This window comes from Metallibacterium sp. (genome assembly GCF_054637675.1).
On record NZ_JBTSRB010000027.1, the window covers coordinates 14,036 to 33,746 of the forward strand.

21 protein-coding genes and 2 pseudogenes are annotated in these 19,711 nt (G+C 64.3%); 19 read left to right on the forward strand and 4 right to left on the reverse strand.

Annotated features, from left to right (window positions below; translation table 11 throughout):
- Window positions 1-2: 2 nt before the first annotated feature.
- Window positions 3-2,399, reverse strand: coding sequence for a plasma-membrane proton-efflux P-type ATPase (locus ACYDAT_RS09510; RefSeq protein WP_461439193.1), 2,397 nt, complete (start codon window positions 2,397-2,399; stop codon window positions 3-5).
- Window positions 2,400-2,433: 34 nt separating this feature from the next.
- Window positions 2,434-2,721: a hypothetical protein gene (locus ACYDAT_RS09515; RefSeq protein ID WP_461449825.1), complete on the reverse strand. Its 288-nt coding sequence runs from the start codon at window positions 2,719-2,721 to the stop codon at window positions 2,434-2,436.
- Between the two features lie 256 nt (window positions 2,722-2,977).
- Here ACYDAT_RS09515 and ACYDAT_RS09520 point away from each other — a divergent pair, with 256 nt between their 5' ends.
- The 8 genes from ACYDAT_RS09520 to ACYDAT_RS09555 all read left to right on the forward strand — a co-directional run bounded on the left by ACYDAT_RS09520 (window position 2,978) and on the right by ACYDAT_RS09555 (window position 12,437).
- Window positions 2,978-3,634 (forward strand): response regulator, encoded by a 657-nt coding sequence (locus tag ACYDAT_RS09520; protein ID WP_461439191.1) that lies wholly within the window; start codon window positions 2,978-2,980, stop codon window positions 3,632-3,634.
- Between the two features lie 102 nt (window positions 3,635-3,736).
- The gene (gene folD / locus ACYDAT_RS09525; protein ID WP_461439190.1) at window positions 3,737-4,591 is read left to right on the forward strand and encodes a bifunctional methylenetetrahydrofolate dehydrogenase/methenyltetrahydrofolate cyclohydrolase FolD; all 855 of its coding nucleotides are present in this window, start codon (window positions 3,737-3,739) and stop codon (window positions 4,589-4,591) included.
- Between the two features lie 112 nt (window positions 4,592-4,703).
- A complete protein-coding gene (guaB, locus tag ACYDAT_RS09530; protein WP_461439189.1) occupies window positions 4,704-6,164 on the forward strand; it encodes an IMP dehydrogenase in 1,461 nt (486 codons plus the stop codon).
- A gap of 125 nt (window positions 6,165-6,289) precedes the next feature.
- Complete coding sequence (gene guaA, locus ACYDAT_RS09535) at window positions 6,290-7,876, forward strand: glutamine-hydrolyzing GMP synthase (RefSeq protein ID WP_461439188.1); 1,587 nt, start codon at window positions 6,290-6,292, stop codon at window positions 7,874-7,876.
- Window positions 7,877-7,995: 119 nt separating this feature from the next.
- Window positions 7,996-10,470: a DEAD/DEAH box helicase gene (locus tag ACYDAT_RS09540; RefSeq protein ID WP_461449796.1), complete on the forward strand. Its 2,475-nt coding sequence runs from the start codon at window positions 7,996-7,998 to the stop codon at window positions 10,468-10,470.
- Between the two features lie 8 nt (window positions 10,471-10,478).
- Window positions 10,479-10,970 carry a tRNA adenosine(34) deaminase TadA gene (tadA, locus tag ACYDAT_RS09545; protein WP_461449798.1) on the forward strand — a complete coding sequence of 164 codons (492 nt, stop codon included), beginning with the start codon at window positions 10,479-10,481 and terminating at the stop codon, window positions 10,968-10,970.
- 499 nt (window positions 10,971-11,469) lie between these two features.
- Entirely contained in the window at window positions 11,470-11,808 is a 339-nt protein-coding gene (locus ACYDAT_RS09550; RefSeq protein ID WP_461449800.1) for a type II toxin-antitoxin system Phd/YefM family antitoxin, read from the forward strand.
- On the forward strand, window positions 11,808-12,437 hold the full coding sequence (locus ACYDAT_RS09555; protein ID WP_461449802.1) for an AAA family ATPase: 630 nt from the start codon (window positions 11,808-11,810) through the stop codon (window positions 12,435-12,437). Before ACYDAT_RS09550 ends, ACYDAT_RS09555 begins: the two co-directional genes overlap by 1 nt.
- 150 nt (window positions 12,438-12,587) lie before the next feature.
- Here the strand turns inward: ACYDAT_RS09555 and ACYDAT_RS09560 are convergent.
- Window positions 12,588-12,767: pseudogene (locus tag ACYDAT_RS09560) on the reverse strand (transposase domain-containing protein); the annotation flags it as partial.
- A gap of 98 nt (window positions 12,768-12,865) precedes the next feature.
- Here ACYDAT_RS09560 and ACYDAT_RS09565 point away from each other — a divergent pair.
- The 8 genes and pseudogenes from ACYDAT_RS09565 to ACYDAT_RS09600 all read left to right on the forward strand — a co-directional run.
- Window positions 12,866-13,240, forward strand: a pseudogene (locus tag ACYDAT_RS09565) (VC1465 family Xer recombination activation factor); the annotation flags it as partial.
- A 445-nt stretch (window positions 13,241-13,685) separates the two neighbouring features.
- Window positions 13,686-13,898 (forward strand): SEC-C metal-binding domain-containing protein, encoded by a 213-nt coding sequence (locus tag ACYDAT_RS09570; RefSeq protein ID WP_461449827.1) that lies wholly within the window; start codon window positions 13,686-13,688, stop codon window positions 13,896-13,898.
- Window positions 13,899-14,049: 151 nt separating this feature from the next.
- A complete protein-coding gene (locus tag ACYDAT_RS09575; RefSeq protein WP_461449804.1) occupies window positions 14,050-14,400 on the forward strand; it encodes a hypothetical protein in 351 nt (116 codons plus the stop codon).
- A gap of 112 nt (window positions 14,401-14,512) precedes the next feature.
- Window positions 14,513-14,638, forward strand: a complete 126-nt coding sequence (ykgO, locus tag ACYDAT_RS09580) for a type B 50S ribosomal protein L36 (protein WP_081127876.1) — start codon at window positions 14,513-14,515, stop codon at window positions 14,636-14,638.
- Between the two features lie 180 nt (window positions 14,639-14,818).
- Window positions 14,819-15,139, forward strand: a complete 321-nt coding sequence (locus ACYDAT_RS09585; protein ID WP_461449805.1) for a hypothetical protein — start codon at window positions 14,819-14,821, stop codon at window positions 15,137-15,139.
- The gene (locus ACYDAT_RS09590) at window positions 15,139-16,185 is read left to right on the forward strand and encodes an agmatine deiminase family protein (RefSeq protein WP_461449807.1); all 1,047 of its coding nucleotides are present in this window, start codon (window positions 15,139-15,141) and stop codon (window positions 16,183-16,185) included. The genes ACYDAT_RS09585 and ACYDAT_RS09590 overlap by 1 nt, the downstream gene beginning before the upstream one ends.
- Window positions 16,186-16,211: 26 nt before the next feature.
- Window positions 16,212-17,099, forward strand: coding sequence for a carbon-nitrogen hydrolase (locus ACYDAT_RS09595; RefSeq protein ID WP_461449809.1), 888 nt, complete (start codon window positions 16,212-16,214; stop codon window positions 17,097-17,099).
- A complete protein-coding gene (locus tag ACYDAT_RS09600) occupies window positions 17,099-18,322 on the forward strand; it encodes a TraB/GumN family protein (RefSeq protein WP_461449811.1) in 1,224 nt (407 codons plus the stop codon). Before ACYDAT_RS09595 ends, ACYDAT_RS09600 begins: the two co-directional genes overlap by 1 nt.
- A gap of 21 nt (window positions 18,323-18,343) precedes the next feature.
- Here ACYDAT_RS09600 and ACYDAT_RS09605 read toward each other — a convergent pair whose 3' ends face one another.
- Window positions 18,344-18,832: a DUF3429 domain-containing protein gene (locus ACYDAT_RS09605; RefSeq protein ID WP_461449813.1), complete on the reverse strand. Its 489-nt coding sequence runs from the start codon at window positions 18,830-18,832 to the stop codon at window positions 18,344-18,346.
- A 299-nt stretch (window positions 18,833-19,131) separates the two neighbouring features.
- Between ACYDAT_RS09605 and ACYDAT_RS09610 the strand changes: the two genes are divergently transcribed.
- From ACYDAT_RS09610 to ACYDAT_RS09620, 3 genes are read left to right on the forward strand one after another with little or no spacing between them, the layout of a single operon-like run.
- A complete protein-coding gene (locus ACYDAT_RS09610) occupies window positions 19,132-19,260 on the forward strand; it encodes a hypothetical protein (RefSeq protein ID WP_461439795.1) in 129 nt (42 codons plus the stop codon).
- A gap of 46 nt (window positions 19,261-19,306) precedes the next feature.
- On the forward strand, window positions 19,307-19,441 hold the full coding sequence (locus ACYDAT_RS09615; RefSeq protein ID WP_461439796.1) for a hypothetical protein: 135 nt from the start codon (window positions 19,307-19,309) through the stop codon (window positions 19,439-19,441).
- A 12-nt stretch (window positions 19,442-19,453) separates the two neighbouring features.
- Window positions 19,454-19,711 (forward strand): hypothetical protein, encoded by a 258-nt coding sequence (locus tag ACYDAT_RS09620; protein WP_461439797.1) that lies wholly within the window; start codon window positions 19,454-19,456, stop codon window positions 19,709-19,711.

Genomic DNA, 19,711 nt, shown 5'->3' on the forward strand with positions numbered 1-19,711 from the left:
TTTCAGGCGATGGCAAAACGCGTGAACAGCGGACGCTTGACGAAGGTGTCGAGCAGCAGGGTGAACATGACGGTGGCGGCGATTACCACGCCGATGACCCACCAGGGCAGCGCGGCCATCAACACGCCGAAACTGGCGAGCAGGCTGACGATGACGACATCGCCGATGCTCGCCGCCACCATCCAGCGCGAGGGCGCGAGCTTCCACAGCGCCGCATCGTTGCGCAGCAGGTAGATGCCGGCCTGATTGCCGAACACGAGAATGAGGAAGACCACGGTCTGCAACTGCGCGAGACTCAAACCCTGTGCCTGTGCCCACAGATACAGCCCCAGCGCGAACAGCAGCGTCAGCACCGCCAGCACGATGGACGCGCCCATCAGCTTGCGCACCTGCCAGCGCTGCGGCTTGGCCGCGGGGCGTACGCGGTCGGTGGCGATGCTCATGGTGGCGAAATCGTTGGCGAACAGCATCAGCACGATGAGCAGCGGAGAAATCACGAAGTGACCGCTCAGCAGCAGGCCGAAGGTGAGAAAAATCACGATCTCCAACGTGCGCAGCACCTTGTTCAGGGTGTAGGTGAGCATGCGCCGATGCACGCTGCGGCCGGCGCGCACCACGGTGAGCACGCCGCTCAGGCCGGGGGCGGTGAGCACCACGCCCGCGGCGGCCTTGGCCACGTCGGTGGCGCTGGCCACGGCGATGCCCATCTCGGCCTGACGCAGCGCGGGCGCGTCGTTCACGCCGTCGCCGGTCATGCCGGTGACGTGCCCGGCTTTTTGCAGCGCGGCGACGATGTGGTGTTTGTCCTCGGGCAACACGCGCGCATAGAGGTCGCAGTTTTCAGGGTTTTGCGCTTGCGCGCCCTTGGCCTGACACACGCGCGTGCCCAGGCCGAGTTGCGCGCCAATGGCGCGGGCGGTTTCTTCCGCGTCGCCGGTGGCCATGCACACGCGCACGCCGAGCGTGTGGATCTGCTGGATGAGTGCGGCGGCATCGGGCCGCGGCGGATCGGACAGACCGACCACGCCCAATAGTTGCAACGCTTCACCTTGACCCGCCGCCACCGCCAGCACGCGCGCGCCGCTGACCGCGAGTTTGTGCTCCGCAGCGTCGAGAGCGGCTTGCTGCCGCACGTCGAGATGGCACAGCGGACCAATGACGGTGGCTGCGCCCTTCACCGCGCGCCAAGGCTGGCCGTCCATGGTGTACACGCCCTCGCTGCGGCGCGTGCTCGGGTCGAAGGGATGGAAACCGGTGCGCGTGGGCGCGTCAGTCAACAGCTTGCGTTGGCGCGCGGGGGTGAGGATGGCGAGGTCGAGTGGGTCTTGAGTGGCATCGTCGCTGGCCAAGGCCGCGGTACGCAGCAGCGTGTTTTCGTCGGTGTTCGCGGCCAACGGCAGGGCTCCGGCGTAGCTCAGACTGTTCTGCGTCAGCGTGCCGGTCTTGTCGGACACCAGCGTGTCCATGGCCGCGGCTTCTTCCACCGCGGGCAGGCGCGTGACCAACACGCCATGGTGCGCAAGCGCCTGGCTGCTCACCGCCGTCGCCAGGGTGTACATGGCGGGCAGGGCGACCGGCACCGAGGCGACCAGCAGCATGAGCGCGAACACGGCGGTATCGAGCAGCGGCAGGTGGTGCCATAGCGCGAAGCAGATGACCAGCGCCACCAGCACCGCATCAAAAATCACCAGTCGTTTGACGATGGCAAAGATGGTGCGTTGCATGTGGCTGGGCGCGCTGGAGCTGCGCACAAGTTCGGCGGTGTGACCGAAAAAGGTGCGCGCGCCAGTGGCGGTAACCGCGCCCGTGGCCTCGCCCTGACGCACGATGGCGCCGGTGTAAGCAGGCTTGCCCGCGCCCGCATCCACCGGCAGCGATTCGCCGGTGAGCGCGGCCTGATCCAGCGCCACCGCGCCGTCGCTCAGCAACAAATCGGCGGGTACGATGTCGCCCGCGCGCACATGCACGATGTCGCCGGGCACCACCTGTTCGGCGGGAATCCGGCTCCACTGGCTGTCGCGCAGCACCCGCGCGTTGACATGCAATTGCTTGCGCAACAGTGCCAGCGCGTCCTTGGCGCGCTGCTCCTGCACGAAAGCGACCACGGCGTTGAACACCAGCAGCACGGCAATGACCAGCGCCTCCAGCCCACGCCCCAGAAACACCTGCAGAACGATCACGGCTTCGAGCATCCACGGCACCGGCGCCCAGAACTTGAGCAGCAGTTGCCGCCACGCGGAGGCGACCTGATCGGCGATGGCGTTGGGGCCAAAGCGCGCCAATCGCTGCGCCGCTTCGGCGTTGCTCAAGCCGCGCGTCGGGTCGGTGGGCGGCAGGTCGGTCGCTGCTGCGGACTGCGCCGGCGTGGCGTCGACTGCATCGGGCGGGGTGGATGTCATGGAACGCTCCTCGTTGTGCAAGGCTGGGGTTGCGTCATGGCGCGAAGGCGCGCGCGGCCTTGTTGATGCCCTCGCCGAGCATCGGGGGCGGGAACACAGTATCCGCCAGCGCCACCGCGCCGAGGCCTTGTTCGAGCGCCAGCGCCAGCGGGGCGATGAGCTGCGCGACATCCATGCCCGCGATCCGCGCGCCGAGCAAGCAAGCCTGCGTCTTTGCGGCTGAACACCAGTTGGATGAAACCCAGCGTCTCGTCGTATATCCGCGCGCGCGATTCCTACAGCCAGACACCGCAACAACCCGTTCCGCACAGTCTCCGCGCACTGTGCGCAATCAAACCCTTGTACCAGCGTTTCGCGACTCGCTGCGAAACTGAAAAAGTGGCGCAACGTATCAAAATACAAAGTAAATTCACTAGAACTTGAAATCCTCGGGCCAGCGAGGCTGAGCCGGGGCGACTTCGGATCCGTGCAGATTCAGTGCCTGTCGTGCACCTGCTTGCGCGATGCCCATGCGCACAGTGCTTGCCAAACGCTCACTCCCTGCCTATGTTGCGGATGGGGAAACGTGGGGAGTGGTCATGATCCGTCTGTTGCTCGTGGACGATCACGAATTGGTGCGCACCGGCTTCAAGCTGATCCTCGGCCAGCAGCCTGACATGCAGGTCGTGGGCGAAGCCGCCAGCGCCGAGGAAGGATTGCGCCTGATCCGCAGTCTTGCCCCCGATGTCGCGCTGGTGGACGTGCACATGCCCGGCATGAGCGGCATCGAGCTGACCGAGCGCGTGATTCGCGCACATCTGCCCACGCGTATCGTGGTGTTGACCGTGGTCAACGACGCACGATTCCCGCGCCGTCTGCTTGAAGCCGGCGCGCTGGGTTATCTGACCAAGGGCTGCGCCGCTCAGGAGCTGCTGACCGCGATCCGGCAGGTTTCCGAGGGCCGCCGTTACCTGGCGCCGGATGTTGCCCAGCAGCTCGCGCTGGCCACGCTCGATGGCGAGGGCTCGCCATTCGAGCAACTGTCTGCGCGCGAGATGGAAGTGGCGATGATGCTGGTGCGCGGCAAGCCCATTTTCGTGATTGCCGAGCAACTGCATCTGAGCCCCAAGACCGTCTCGACCTACAAACAGCGGCTGATGAACAAGCTGGAAGTGGAGAATCTGATCGCACTGGCGCATCTGATGGAAGCGCACAGTCTGATCGAGCCGCGCGCTGGCGCGATCTCGCCAAAATAGCTCGGCGCCAGCTTGCGCAGACGTCCGGCGGCGGCTCGTCGGGCGCCACGATTTGTCAGCCACGCGCCGGGCTGGGATAATCACTTTTTGGCCGGTCACTCCATGAGCGCACGCCTTCTCGACGGTCGCAAGGTCGCCGATGAATTGCTACAACGCATTGCCGCACGGGTTGCCGCGCGCAGCGCATCCGGTCATGTGCCGCCGAGTCTCGCCGTGGTGCTGGTTGGGGCCGATCCGGCTTCGTCCGTGTATGTGCGCAACAAGCGCCGCGCCAGCAAGCAGGTGGGCTTCAGCGCACGCGATATCGATTTGCCGGCTACGGTCATCCAGCACGAACTGATGACGCTGATCGGCGAGTTGAACAGCGATCCCACCGTGCATGGCATCCTCGTGCAACTGCCGCTGCCACCGCATCTGGATACCACCGCGCTGATCAACCACATCGACCCGCGCAAGGATGTCGATGGTTTCCACGCCGAGAACGTCGGGCGTCTGGCGCTGCGCCAGTTGGGCTTGCGCCCGTGCACGCCCAAGGGCGTGATGACGCTGCTGGCGCATACCGATCGTCCGGTGCGCGGCCAGCATGCGGTGGTGGTTGGCGTGTCCAACCATGTCGGCCGGCCGCTGGCGCTGGAGTTGCTGATCGCCGGCTGCACCACGACCTGCTGCCACAAGTTCACTCACGATCTCGAACATCACGTGCGCGATGCTGACATCCTGATCGTCGCTGTGGGCAAACCCGCGTTGGTGCCCGGCACATGGGTGAAACCGGGTGCGGTCGTCATCGACGTAGGCATCAATCGTCTCGCCGATGGGCGGTTGGTGGGCGATGTCGAATTCGCCGCCGCAGCAGAGCGCGCAGCATGGATCACGCCTGTGCCCGGTGGGGTTGGGCCGATGACGGTAGCCACGCTGATGGAAAACACGCTCGAAGCCGCCGAGGCGCTCGATCCATGAATGGATCGGTTTGCAAAACCGCTCCGGCGCATGGAAACGCCACCGTGCTCGCAAACCGTGCAGGATGCCCGGTTTTGCAAACGGATCAATATTCTCCCTTGAGACTCCCGATATGCGCATCCTCACCGAAGCCCTGACTTACGACGATGTGTACCTGGTGCCGGCGTACTCCGAGGTGCTGCCGCGCGATGTCGACATCAGCGCGCAACTGACACGGCAGATCCGGCTCAACATTCCGCTGGTGTCCTCAGCAATGGATACGGTGACCGAAGCGCGCCTGGCCATCACCATGGCGCAGAGCGGCGGCATCGGCATCATCCACAAGAACATGACGCCAGAGCAGCAGGCCGCCGAAGTGCGCCTGGTGAAGAAGTTCGAGGCCGGCGTGATTCGCAACCCGATCACCGTCGCGCCGCAGACTTCCATCCGCGAGGTCATGCACATCACCCGCGCGCACAACATTTCGGGCGTGCCGGTCGTCGAGGGCAACCAGTTGGTCGGTATCGTCACCAGTCGTGATCTGCGCTTCGAACGCAAGCCGGAAGATCCGGTGAAAAACATCATGACGCGCAAGGAAAAGCTGATCACCGTGCGCGAAGGGGCAGGGCACGACGAGGTACTGGAACTTCTGCACCGCAACCGCATCGAGAAAGTACTGGTAGTGAACGACGGCTTCGAGCTGCGCGGGTTGATCACGGTCAAGGACATCCAGAAGGCACGCGACAATCCGCACGCGGCCAAGGATGCGCACGAACGACTGCGCGTGGGCGCTGCGGTGGGCGTGGGCGGCGAAACCGAACAGCGCGTCGCCGCGCTGGCCGAAGCCGGCGTGGATGTGGTGGTGGTGGATACCGCGCATGGCCATTCGCGCGGGGTGATCGAACGCGTGCGCTGGATCAAGCGCCAGTTTCCAGGGTTGCAGATCGTCGCCGGCAACATCGTCACCGGCGACGCCGCGCGTGTGCTGGTCGATGCCGGCGTGGATGCGGTGAAAGTGGGTGTAGGCCCCGGCTCGATCTGCACCACGCGCATCGTCGCCGGCGTCGGCGTGCCGCAAATCAGTGCCATCGCCATGGTCGCCGAAGCACTCGAAGGCAGCGGCGTACCGTTGATCGCCGACGGCGGCGTGCGCTATTCAGGCGATGTCGCCAAGGCCATCGCCGCGGGCGCATCCACGGTGATGCTGGGCTCGATGTTCGCCGGTACCGAGGAAGCCCCCGGCGAGGTCGAGCTGTTCCAGGGTCGCTCCTACAAGAGTTATCGCGGCATGGGCTCGCTGGGCGCCATGCAGCTCGGCTCCAAGGATCGCTATTTCCAGGAAGAAGAAGCCGACGCCGACAAGCTGGTGCCAGAGGGCATCGAAGGCCGCGTGCCGTATCGCGGCCCGCTGCGCGCGATCGTGCATCAACTGGTCGGTGGCGTGCGCGCGGCGATGGGTTACTGCGGTTGCGCCAACATCGAGCAGATGCGCAGCAAGCCGCAGTTCGTGCGCGTTACCGGCGCGGGCACGCGCGAGGCGCATGTGCACGACGTGCAGATCACCAAGGAAGCGCCGAATTACCGCATGGATTGATGCAGCAAGCGAATTGAGCGGCTGCCGTGATTCCGGGCTCGGGTTCAGGATCGCGGCCAACCGACACCAGCATGCGAACCGCAGGGCAGGGATCCCGAGTCCCGAGTCCCGAGTCCCGAGTCCCGATGCCTACCAATATTCACTCCGACAAGATCCTGATCCTCGATTTCGGTTCGCAGTACACGCAGCTCATCGCGCGGCGCGTGCGCGAGATTGGCGTCTATTGCGAAATCTGGGCGTGGGACCACGATCCCGAGGAAATCACGCGCTTCACGCCGCGCGGCGTGATCCTCTCCGGCAGCCCTGAATCGGTCACCGAGGCCGCATCACCGCGCGCACCGCATGTGGTGTATGAACTGGGCGTGCCACTGCTTGGCATCTGTTACGGCATGCAGACCATGGCCGCGCAGCTGGGCGGCAAGGTCGAGAGTGGCCACGCGCGCGAGTTCGGCTACGCCGCGATCGACCTGACCACACCGTGCGTGCTGTTCGACGGGCTCGATGATCACGCCGATGCGCACGCCGTGACAGGCGCGCGCAAGCTGGATGCGTGGATGTCGCACGGCGATCGCGTCACCGCGATGCCGCCAGGCTTTGCGCTGGCCGCGGCCACCGAGAGCATTCCGATCGCAGCCATGGCCGACGCAACGCGACGCTGGTACGGCGTGCAGTTTCATCCCGAGGTCACGCACACGCGCCAGGGCGGCGAGATCCTGCGGCGTTTCGTGGTCGAAGTGTGCGACTGCGCCATGCGCTGGACGCCGGCCGGCATCATCGCGGACGCGGTGCATGCGGTGCGCGTGCAAGTCGGCACACAGCGCGTGCTGCTGGGCCTTTCGGGCGGCGTCGATTCGTCCGTGGTCGCGGCGCTGCTGGAGCGCGCCATTGGCGCGCAACTGACCTGCGTGTTCGTCGATACCGGCCTGCTGCGGCAGGACGAAGGCGATCAGGTCATGGCGACCATGGCCGAACACATGGGCGTGCACGTGATTCGCATCGACGCCGCGCCGCGTTTTTTCAGCGCGCTGGCCGGCATTATTGATCCCGAAGCCAAGCGCAAAGTGATTGGCCGGCTGTTCGTGGAGGTATTCGAGGAAGAAGCCAACAAATTACAGGATGTGCGCTGGCTCGCACAGGGCACGATTTATCCCGACGTGATCGAATCCGCTGGCGCCAAAACCGGCAAGGCGCATGTGATCAAGAGCCACCACAACGTCGGCGGTCTGCCCGAGCGCATGCAGCTCAAATTGCTGGAACCGCTGCGCGAGTTGTTCAAGGACGAAGTGCGCCGTATCGGTGTTGAACTCGGGCTGCCGCATGCCATGGTGTATCGCCATCCGTTCCCCGGTCCCGGGCTTGGGGTGCGCGTGCTGGGTGAAGTCCGCGCCGAGCATGTCGCACTGTTGCAGCGCGCCGATCAGGTCTTCATCGAGGAACTGCGCAAGGCCGATCTCTACGAGCAGGTCAGCCAGGCTTTCGCGGTGTTTCTGCCGGTGAAATCCGTCGGCGTCGTCGGCGATGGGCGCGCGTATGAATGGGTGATCGCACTGCGTGCCGTGGAAACCATCGACTTCATGACCGCACGCTGGGCGCGCTTGCCTTATGAGTTTCTTGAATTGGTTTCAGTACGAATAATCAATGAAATACGCGGTATATCCCGTGTTGTTTATGATATTTCAGGCAAACCGCCTGCCACCATTGAGTGGGAGTGAGAACTGGGCAGTCTGCGCGCTTGGCATCCTGTCGTGGTTTGCGATACTCGGCGCGGCCCGCCCGCGTGCTTGGGCGGTCTTTCAACCCCCCGGAATTCATTGTTGAGAAGCCTTTGCTCATGAAAACCAAGCCGTTCAGTGTCAAAGCCGCCAAGGCAAGCAAGTCGGCAAGAAAGCCCAAGCTGTCGCGCACGCACGTTCCGGCGGAGCTTTCTGCGGCCGACTGGCAGCGTGCGCTACGCCGTCAGTTTGGCGGCGAACAGGCTTTCGGCCTGGAAAATGTTGGCATGCAACCTTTCTTTTCCGAGTTTCGCGTCAGCAATCCACTCTCGCAGAGTACCTATCGCGTCACCATTCGCGGCAAGCACCCGGGCGACAACTATTGCGCTTGCCCGGACTACGCAAACAACGAGTTGGGCACTTGCAAGCACATCGAATTCATCCTCGCAACGCTGGAGAAAAAACGTGGCGCCAAAGCCGCCTTTGCGCACGGTTACCATCCGCCGTTCTCCGAGCTGTATTTGCGCAACGACAGCACACGCACCGTGCATTTCCGTCCCGGCACGGATTGTCCAGCAGCCATTCGCAAGGCAGCGGCGCTGTCATTCGACGAAGGATGCGATTGGCGGTTACGCGATGAGCGGCCGGCTACTCTGGATCGCTTGATGGCCTTGGCTGCTGAAAATGGCCACGAGTTGCGTGCCCATGACGACGCGCTCGGTTTTCTTGCCGGGCGACGCGATGCGGATCGACGGTCGCTGGCACTCGACGGCCTGTTCCCGCGCGGCGCTGCCGATCCGTCACTGAACAAGTTGCTCAAAGTGCCGCTATACCCGTACCAGACCGAGGGCGCCTTGTTCGCCGTGCGCGCGGGCAGGGCGCTGATCGGCGACGAAATGGGACTGGGCAAAACCATCCAAGCCATCGCCGTCGCCGAAATCATGGCCAAGCATTTTGCCGTATCGAAAGTGCTGGTGATTTGCCCGACCTCGCTCAAGTATCAGTGGCAAAACGAGATTGCGCGCTTTTCCGGTCGTGACTCGCGCGTGATTGCCAGTGGGCGTGCCCAGCGGCAGAAAGATTACGCGCTGGATGACTTCTGCAAAATCACCAACTACGAAAAGCTCCAGCCCGACCTCGATCTGATCACTGCATGGGCGCCAGAGCTGGTCATCGTCGACGAGGCGCAGCGGGTGAAGAACTGGAACACCATCGCCGCCCGCGCGCTGAGGCGTATCGACAGCCCCTACGCCGTGGTGCTCACCGGCACGCCGCTGGAGAACAAGCTGGAAGAGCTGATCTCCATCGTCCAGTTCGTCGATCAACACCGTCTGGGTCCCACCTGGAAGTTGCTGCACGAGCATCAGGTCAAGGACGAGAACGGTCGCGTCACCGGCTACACCGGGCTGGAAAAAATCGGCCAGACACTGGCGCCGATCATGATCCGCCGCCGCAAGTCCGAGGTGCTGATGCAGTTGCCGCAACGCACCGACCAGAACCTGTTGGTACCGATGACCGAAATGCAGATGACCTACCATCTGGAAAACGCGGAGATCGTGACCAGGATCGTCCAGCGCTGGCGCAAGATGAAGTTTCTTTCCGACCAGGACCAGCGGCGGCTGACCTGCGCCTTGCAGAACATGCGCATGTCGTGCAACAGCACTTATTTGCTCGATCAGGAGAGCGACCACGGCGTCAAGGCGGACGAACTGGCAGCCTTGTTCGACGAGCTGTTCGAGCAGCCAGACGCCAAGGCCGTGGTGTTCAGCCAATGGACTCGCACCCACGACATCGTGATCCGGCGCCTGGAGGCGCGCGGGATCGGCTACGTCAGTTTTCACGGCGGTGTGCCATCGGAGAAGCGGCCGTCGCTGGTGAAGCGCTTCCGCGACGATCCCGGCTGCCGGGTGTTCCTCTCGACTGACGCCGGCAGTACCGGTCTCAATCTGCAACATGCATCTACGCTGGTCAACATGGATTTGCCGTGGAACCCGGCGATTCTCGAACAGCGCATCGCGCGCATTCATCGCATGGGCCAGAAACGGCCAGTACGCATCGTCAATTTTGTAGCCAAGGGCACGATCGAGGAAGGCATGCTTTCGGTGCTGGCCTTCAAGCGCTCGCTGTCGGCAGGGATTCTCGATGGTGGAACGAACGAAATATCGATGGGGGGCTCGCGCCTCAACCGCTTCATGAAGGATGTCGAAAGCGTGACTGGCAGCATGAGCGAAGGCGAGGCCGTGACTCCCGCCGAGGAAGCGGTAGGCATGGTGGCTGCAACGCAAGCAGCCCCCATGCGAGGAACGCACGTGGATTCCGGTACTGGGGCAGGCGCGGAAACAGGGGGGGAGCACGGTGCAGCGCAGGCTCCGACAAACACGGACGCCGATCCCTGGCAAGCCTTGGTGCAGATCGGCGCCCAATTGCTCTCTGCTCTGCTGGCGACACGCGACGCAACCACTCCGGCGCACCCATGGATCGAGTGCGATCCCGCCACAGGGGTGCGCAACATCAAGGTGCCGCTGCCACCCCCGCAAACGACGAGACGCCTTGCCGATGCGCTTTCTGCAATTGCAGATGCCTTGCAGACCTGAGGTACGGGATGGGCGGCGGGATCCATGAACTTCCGAATTGCGGGTGGAGCGCCGAGGATCAGCGCTGGATGTGGCACGCGCTGGGGCTGGCGCGACATGCCGACCAGCAATTAGGCGAGGTTCCGGTCGGCGCGGCGCTCGTCCAGAATGGCGAGCTGATAGGTTCGGGCTGCAATCGCAGCATCCATGAACACGACCCCAGCGCGCATGCCGAGATCGTGGCGCTGCGCGCCGCCGGGCAACTGCTCGGCAATTACCGATACACTGGCAGCACGCTGTACGTCACGCTAGAGCCTTGCGCCATGTGCGCAATGGCTTTGATACATGCGCGCGTCGCGCGCGTGGTGTATGCGGCGGCGGATCTCAAAACTGGTGCTGCGGGCAGCGTATTCGATACGCTGATTTCTGCGCGCCACAATCACCGCGTCGAAGTACGACAGGGCTTGCTGGCCGATGCTTCAGCGGAGCTGCTGCGTGATTTCTTTCGGCGACGGCGTTGAGAAGCTTGTCGCGCACCACTTAACGATGTCACCAGCATGTCGCTGCCATGAGCTGTCTAGGACACAGTAAGTTGTGTTTTTCCCTCGGTTGTAGCGGGGATCCATACCGTGAAGAGACGACATGGTTACGCGGGTACTTTGGAAAGGGTGACACGGTTAAATGAATGCGACCGGGCCGCCAGGGTTGGTCCAACGCCACACCTCTGGTGCAGGAGGCTGGTGTGGACGATGCAGGTGGCCGTGCCGACGGTCGCCCGGTCTACACCTGCCCGGGTGCAGGCCACCCCCAGCCCCATGACTTGGCGTTCTTTAATCCCCGGCCCGGCCTCCCTTCAGGTCAATCCAAGGTCAACGACCTCTGATCTGGAATGTGTCCAGTAGACATTATGTACAAACAAGACATTAGGTTTATCTTGTTCGTTCTGGCTTGTCGGCGCATGATGGGCGTGCCGAGGCCAAGCCCCTCTGCGTCCCGTGCACAACCGATGAGGATGCCGCCATGACCGCCCACACCCCGCTGGACCGCCTGCCGACGATGGCCAGCAGCGACGCCAAGAACGGCTTCGCCGCGCTATTGGAACGCGTGTTGCACAAGCCGGAGCCTGTGGTGATCACGCGCAACGCACGGCCGACGGCGGTGATGCTGTCGATCGAGGCTTATGAGCGACTGGTCGAGGCGGTGCCCGATCCTCTGGCCAAGCTGACGGCCGAATTCGACGCGCTGGTGGCGCGGATGCAGACGCCGGCGGCAAAGTCCGCGGTGGACGCGCTGTTCACGGCGACGCCCGAGCAACTGGGTGAGGCCGCCGTGCGCGGTGCCGGGCGGCCGGGCCACTGATGGCGCGGATCACCGTGCTGGCCGGAACCAACGGCGCCGGGAAGAGCAGCATCGCCGGTCAGGCGCTACGCGAGGCTGGCGGCGCCTACTTCAACCCGGATGAGGCCACCCGCCAAATCCTGGCCGCCAATCCCGGCCTGGCCGAGGAAGCGGCCAACGCATTCGCGTGGCAGGAGAGTGTGCAGCGCTTGCGCGCGGCGATCACCCACAATGCTGACTACACGTTCGAGACCACGCTAGGTGGACAGACCGTCACCGGCTTGCTGCTTGTGGCAGCCGCTGCTGGCCACGAGCTGGTGATCTGGTACTGCGGGCTGGACAGTCCCGAGCGACACTTGGCCCGCGTGGCGGCGAGGGTCGCCGATGGCGGCCATGACATTCCAGAGGCCAAGGTGCGCACGCGGTACGAGGCCAGTCGCGCCAACCTGGTCCGCCTGATGCCCCACGTGACCATGCTGCGCGTCTACGACAACAGCGCCGAAGCTGATCCGGCGACCGGCCAGCGGCCCGCACCTGAGCTGGTGCTCGAGATAAAAGGTGGCACGCTAGTCTATCCGCGCAACACGGAGGAGCTTGCCACGACCCCCGCCTGGGCCAAGCCGCTGGTTGCCTGCGCCTTCCAATGGTAGGCCGCCGCACCGCAGAGTAAGAAGTGGCCGGTTTCGGGGCATTTCAGGCGGCTGCATTGAGAAGAGCATTCCGACTGGCCGGGTTAGATCATTAGGGGTGGTTGGTTTCGAGTGGAATATGTGTAAGCGGTAACTCAGCGGCATTGTTGCCTACCCGGCATCGATGGCGTAGAGATCCGAGCACAGCGGGTTCTGTGCGAAGTGCTGCTTCCACTGCCGCGGGGTTTCGGCAACGCGCGAGGCGGGATGCTGGCCGACGCGCTGCAACACATCGACCAGCCGAGTATAGGGGCCGATGCCGTGCAGACGGCAGGTGACGATCAGGCTCTGCACCGGATCGGTCAGACGCTTCACGGTCTCCTCGACGATCGCATCGTTGCTTGATGACATCTAATTTTACATAATATGCATATGCGAAAGTCGGCAAGGTGCACAGAGGATTCCGGCACGCCGGCGCCGCCCGTCCAGCCCGGCGCCTGTGGCACGTCAGCCCGGAAGGCTTCGGCGAGCTGCGCCGGTCCTGCCTGCTGAGCCGCAAGGCGGCTGCTGAGTTCCTCGGCGTCAGCCAGCGCACTGTGGCCTATTGGGAAGCCGGACGCTGCCGCGTGCCGTGGTCAGTGGTTCGGCTGCTGCGCATCCTGCGTCTGGGCGATCTGGGCGCGCTGTCGCGGGACTGGGCGGGCTGGACCCTGCACGCCGGCGCACTGCGCAGCCCGGAAGGCCGCGCCTTCACGCCGGCCGAGTCGGCATGGTGGGCGCTGCTGCTGGCGCAGGCGCGCGCGTTCCGGGATGGCCGGGCGCGGCTCGGGGGTGTGGGGGCGGCAGCCCCCGCGAGGCCGCAGGCCGTCCCGCTTCAACCCGAAGCCGGCGACGCCACGCGGGTGGACGCAGACACGGCCGGACATGGTGCCGGCGTCTTCCCGCTGAACGCTCTTGAGGGGGTGCTGGTGCCGGTCCGTAGCGGCTGGGCCGCAGTGTGGAGCGGAGGCGGGGGCGCGCTCGCGTGCCCCGCCTGCTCCACGGGGCTTGTCTCTTATTCAACAAAGAGGACACCACATGCCGAATGTGAGCATTTTCCTCGCTTGCGCGCTGGTGGTCATGGTGGCAATCTGGGGCCACTATGGCCCCATGGAGTAGGCACCCATGCCCCCGACTTCCAAGCTCAACTTGCGTCTTCCTGTGGACTTGAAGCAGCAGGCCGAGGCTTTGGCCCGGCATATGGGCTTGAGTCTCAATGCACTGTGCGTCATGGCCCTGCGCTCTCAGGTTCCCTACCTCGCCCGCAGTTACGCCCTGCCTCCTGTCGGCTCGGCTGGCCTTCAGGCCCCGGCTTCCTCGGCTCCGGCTGTGCGGGTGGTCTCCAAGCGGGAGAGCGTTCCCCGTGTTGCTGTGAATCAGCCCTGCCCCTGCGGCAGCGGCAAGAAGTACAAGCATTGTCACGGCGCGCCCGGCATGCGGTAGCGGGCGAAGAAGGTGCGGCACCCGGCGAGCGTGGTGGCGGGTCGGGTGCCGCGGTTGCTTCCACAACCGGGGGCGTGGCCCCCATGGAGTTTGTAGCATGAAACGGCGTGATGAGTTGGCGGCGATTCGCTGCGTCTCGGCGGATCAGTTGATGAGCATCGCCTTGCAGTCGTACTACGCGGCGGGCCGCGCGATCCTTGAGGATTTCAAGGCCTCGGGTGAGCCGTGGGATGTGGACGGGTCGCCGTGGGCTGATCGGTCGGACTTCCTGTTCCACGTTCACCACGAAATCACGCACCGGCTGAGTCTGGTTGCGGCGCGCCAGCGCCTGCGCTCGCCTGGCTCGGCGACTTCGGAACTCGGCTGGTACGAGCCGCCTGAGGTTCGCGGTGCTGGGTTGGTGCCGGTTTTTTCAGGCCCGCCGGTGAACGATTTGCACCCTGCCCCGGATGCCTGCGAGGCTACGCCCGGCGCTGTGGTGAGCGCGGGGGTGACGGCATGACGTCCTATGCATATGCGAAAGTTACGACTCTTCTCGCCCTGACCAGGCTTGTCTGCTGGCGGATGATTTCATATCATTGTGGGCTAACGCTCGTTTCGGGCTGGAGTTTGTCATGAAAGTACTGTCCTCGCTGAAATCCGCCAAGGCGCGTCATCGCGATTGCAAGATCGTGCGTCGTCGCGGCAAGGTCTTCGTGATCTGCAAGAGCAACCCGCGTTTCAAGGCACGGCAGCGCTAAGAGGCGACTCTTGCAATCTCACGTCGAGGCCGCGCAAGCGGCCTTGTGCGTTTCTGGATGTTGCAAGCGCTGGCAATTCGCGCCGGACCCCAAAATCAGCGCATGTCACCGCTGCATTACGTCGGAACATCTGCTAAATAGCACGCATGACGCCGCCTTGGCGTCGGGGGAGGATTGCCCATGATTCGTTCGAATGCATTCTTGGGGCTGTGCGCAGCGGCCGCGATGCTCTCGGCTTCGAGCACCGCCCATGCCGATACGCTGCATCGACAGGTACAGCGCGAAACGCGCATGGATCTGCCGCAACGCGGCCTGAGCATGGCGCAGGTCGAAAAGCGTTTCGGTGCTCCCGAGCGCAAGCTCCCGGTGCGCGGCGGCGGCAGTCGCTGGCAGCCACCGATCCATCGCTGGGTGTATCCCGGCTACATCGTGTATTTCGAGCACAAGATCGTGATCCATAGCGTCGCCGATGCCCCTGCGGGCGAGCATCCGGTGCGTTGATGGCGCAGCGGGTTTTGCGTTGGCCTGCCGAGTGGGAGCCGCAGGCCGGGGTTCTTGTCGCCTGGCCGCATGCCCAAACCGACTGGGCACCTCGCCTCGCCGCCGTCGAAAACGGTTACGTGGCGCTCGTGGCCGCCATCGCGCGGCACGAGCGTTGCGTGATCTGCGTGGTCGACACAACGTTGCAGACACGTGTGCACGGCCTGCTGGCTGCGGCAGGCGCCGATTTGCAGCACGTACAGTTCGTGCAAGTGGCTTACGACGACACTTGGCTGCGTGATTCCGGCCCAATCATCCTGCGTCAGGACGATGGATTTCAGTACGTTGATTTTCGCTTCACCGGTTGGGGCGGCAAGTTTGACGCGGAGCAAGACGACGCGTTGGCGGGGCACCTGCTTGACCAAGGTATGTTCGTAGCGGGCGCGCACGCGCGGCATGACTTCGCGCTCGAAGGCGGCGCCATCGAGGGTGATGGCGCGGGCACATTGTTGACCACCTGGCGCTGCTTGCATCAGCGTCATCCACATCTGCATCGCGACGCGCTCGACCAGCATCTGCGCGAGAAGCTGGGCGCGCAGCGCGTGCTGTGGTTGCGGCGTGGCTATCTCGAAGGCGACGATACCGACGCGCACATCGACACCCTGGCGCGCTTCAGCCCCGACGGTGGCATCGTGTTCCAGGCCTGCGATGATCCGAACGATGCGCACTACGCGGAACTCGCGGCGATGAGAGAGGAACTCGCCGCGCTGCGTGATGCGCGGGGTCATCCCTACCGCCTGCATGCCCTGCCCTGGGTGAAGCCCGTGATCGATGCGGGACGGCGCCTTGCAGCCTCCTACGCCAACTATCTCGTCATCAACGACGCTGTGCTGGTGCCGAGTTACGACGATCCTGCCGATGCCGAAGCGGCGCGCATCATCGGCGCCGCGCATCCGGGTCGCGGCGTGGTATCGGTTCCGTGTCGCGCGCTGATCTGGCAAAACGGCAGCCTGCACTGCGCGACCATGCAGATCCCGGCCGGCGCGCTCAGCCAGCACGCAGGCTAAACTTGCGCTTTGCCTGTGAGTCTCCCATGCGTCGTACCACCTTGGCTCTGGCGCTGTTGCAGCAGCGCGATCACGGCTCGGCCGAAGCCAACCTCGCAATCATCGCCGCGGAGTTGCGCGCGGCGGCTACGGTAGGCGCCGAACTGGTGGTGCTGCAAGAACTGCATAACGGTCCTTACTTCTGCCAGCACGAGGCCGTGACCGAGTTTGACCGCGCCGAGCCTATCCCAGGACCGTCCACTGAATTTCTCGCCAGCCTCGCCGCAGAACTGGGGCTGGTGATCGTCGCTTCGCTGTTCGAACGGCGCGCGCCGGGGCTGTATCACAATACGGCCGTTGTTCTCGATAAAACATCTGGAATCGTCGGTAAATACCGGAAAATGCACGTTCCCGATGACCCTGGGTTTTACGAGAAGTTCTACTTCACACCCGGCGATCTGGGTTTCCAGCCGATCCAGACCTCGGTCGGCAAGCTCGGCGTTCTGGTGTGCTGGGACCAGTGGTATCCCGAGGCCGCGCGGCTGATGGCGCTGGCCGGCGCCGAGATGCTGCTCTATCCCACCGCCATCGGCTGGGACCGGGCCGACAGCGCGGCTGAACAACAGCGCCAGCGCGAGGCGTGGATCACCGTGCAGCGCGCCCATGCCGTGGCCAACGGCGTACCGGTGGCGGCTTGCAATCGTGTGGGCTTCGAGCCACAGCCCGGCGGCGCTGGCGGCATCCAGTTCTGGGGCAGCAGTTTTGTCTGTGGTGCGCAGGGCGAAATGCTGGCCCAGGCCGGCAGCGAACAGCCCGAACGCGTGCTGGTGCAGCTTGATCTGCAGCGCAGCGAAGACGTGCGCCGCATCTGGCCATTCCTGCGCGATCGGCGCATTGACGCCTACGGCGAAATCCTGCACAGGTATCGTGATTGATGGACGCCAGCACCCCCGCCAGCGATACGCCGCCTGCCCTGCCCGCGCAACCCATCGCGCGCGTCGAGCGCTGGGGCGTGGAGTTCGTGCTGCTGGGTACGGCGCATGTATCGCGGCAAAGCGTCGACGCGGTGCGCGCCTTGCTCGAAGCCGAGCACTTCGATGCGGTGGCGGTGGAACTCTGCGCCAGCCGCGCCGCTGGCCTGCGCGATCCCGAGCAGATCCGGCAGATGGATTTGTTTCGCGTGATCCGCGAGGGCAAGGTGGGCATGGTGGCGGCCAGCCTGGCGCTGGGCGCGTTTCAGCGCCGCCTCGCCGAGCGCTTCGGCGTCGAGCCGGGCGCTGAGATGCTGGCCGCGATGGACGGTGCCGCGACGCGCGCGGTGCCGTGCTGGCTGATTGATCGCGAGGTCGGCACGACCTTGAAGCGCGCCTGGCGCAACGTCGGCTTCCGTGAGCGCATGCGCATCCTCGGCAGTCTCGGCGCTGGCGTGTTTGGTGGCGAGGAGGCCAGCGAAAACGAGATCGAGGCGCTGAAACAAGGCGATATGCTGGAGGATGCTTTCAGCGAGTTCGCGCGCGATTCGGCCACGCTGTTCCGCAGCCTGATCGAGGAGCGCGACCGCTACATGGCCGCCGCCCTGCAACAACAGGCCGAGCGCGCGCCGCAGGTGCGCCGCGTGCTCGTGGTGATCGGCGCCGGACATCTGGCCGGGTTGTCGCGACTGTTGCGCGAGGGCGAACTGCAGGCAGGGCGCGAGCTGCTCGAACTTGATCGCATCCCGCCCGCATCGCGCTGGCCGAAGTGGATCGCGATCAGCCTGGTGCTGGCGTTGTTTGCGGTGATCGCCTATGCCTTTTTCAAGAACCCCGCGCTGGGGTTCAGCACCCTGCTTGACTGGGCCTTGTTCACCGCGGGTCTGGCCGCGCTGGGCGGCGTGCTGGCCGGCGGGCATCCTTTGAGTATTCTGGTGGGTGCCGTGGTGGCACCATTCAAGCCGATCCGCATCCTGCCTCCAGGCGCGTTTGCAGCGATGACCGAGCTGCTGCTGCGGCGCCCACGCGTAGCCGATTTCGAGGCTTTGAAGGCCGATCTGGTGCGATGGCGCGGCTGGTGGCGCAACCGTGTCGCGCGCACCCTGCTGCTGTTCATGCTGGTCAATCTGGGCGCGCTCGCCGGCGAATATATCGCCGGCATCAAGATCCTGCACGCGGTGTTTTGAGCCGTTTGCCGCGCCGCACGCTCAATGTGGCAAGCGCAGGTACAGCACCACCGCCAGCGCCAGATGCAAACCCAGCACGGCCAGTGAAATCACTAGGCGCAGACGTCTGAAATCCGCTGCCCACGCCGCATCTCCGGCATCGCGCCGCAGCCAGATGGCAAAGCCAATACCCGTCACGGCGACCGCCAGAGGCACCCACACCGGCACCAGCAGCAGCGCGGCAAAGCCGAGCAGGCTGGGAATGACCGCCTCGACCATGCGCGCGCTGCCTTCGCCCATGGCCAGTGCCCTGCCCCAGCGCATGCCACCCAGAAAACTCAGGATCACCGCGGCACAAAGCTCGAACACAATCGCGCCCGCCAGCCAGTGCGTTGCAGGGCTGGCGGCGTAAATCAGCGCAGCGAGCAGCGGCAGCAGACCGGCTAGGCTCAAAGCCCACGCCACACGCAGATTGGGACGCTCAGTGCGAACCGTGGCAACAGGCGGCGATGTGGTCTTGAGCGTGTTCATGGCGAGTCCATGGGAAAGGGCGCCCGAGCATAAACGAAGCCGACGTCATGCCCGCGCGTTGGAGCTGAGCTGTCGATTCCCCGCCTTTCGGCACGGGGGCTCGGTAACGTTGCATCGGAACAGCAAACGGTGGTCGCGGACGCGGCAGGTAGGCGACCTGCGCCACTGGCGAAAGCGCGCTGTCAAGGTATTACCTGAACAAATGCTAAATACAAGACGTGGCGCGCTTGCTATCTGTCGATATAGTGTTATAGTTACATACAACACCACTATCGTAACTCGCCAAAACGGAGCACACCGTGAACATCAAGTCCATTCGCATCTTGAGCATCATGGCCTCGATCCTGATGACCGTGGCCATGCTCGCCGGCTTACGCGCTGGTTTCGAAGTACCGCAACTCACTCCGCCACATGCCCTGATCCGTTGATCGGACGGGTACCGAATCGCAGACCGAACAACCACAGGAGTTGATCATGAACATGTCCAGGATCGCCATCATCGCCGCTGCCGTATTGATCACCCTGCTGGTGCTTGCCGGCGTGCGCAGCGGATTCACCGGCTTCACCATCGTGGCGCATACCGCCCCCGCCATCACGCAGTCGGCCTGAGCGGAGTTCGCCATGAATGTCAAACCCGAAGAAGCCTATGCCGCTGTCGCCGCTGTCGCCTTGTCTGCGCTGACGCTGTTGGGCGTGCGCACTGGCTGCGAGCTCGGCGTGACGCGCCACCACCCTGCGGCCAGCGTAACCAGTTCCAGAACTCGGCTGCCCGAGGTGGCGATCAGCGCCTCACTGCGCAGCGAGTCGGATCGCGCAGGCGCCGGACTGGATACGGGCATGCCCTACTATTCGTTTGCCCGACGCAGCATCCGTCTTTGA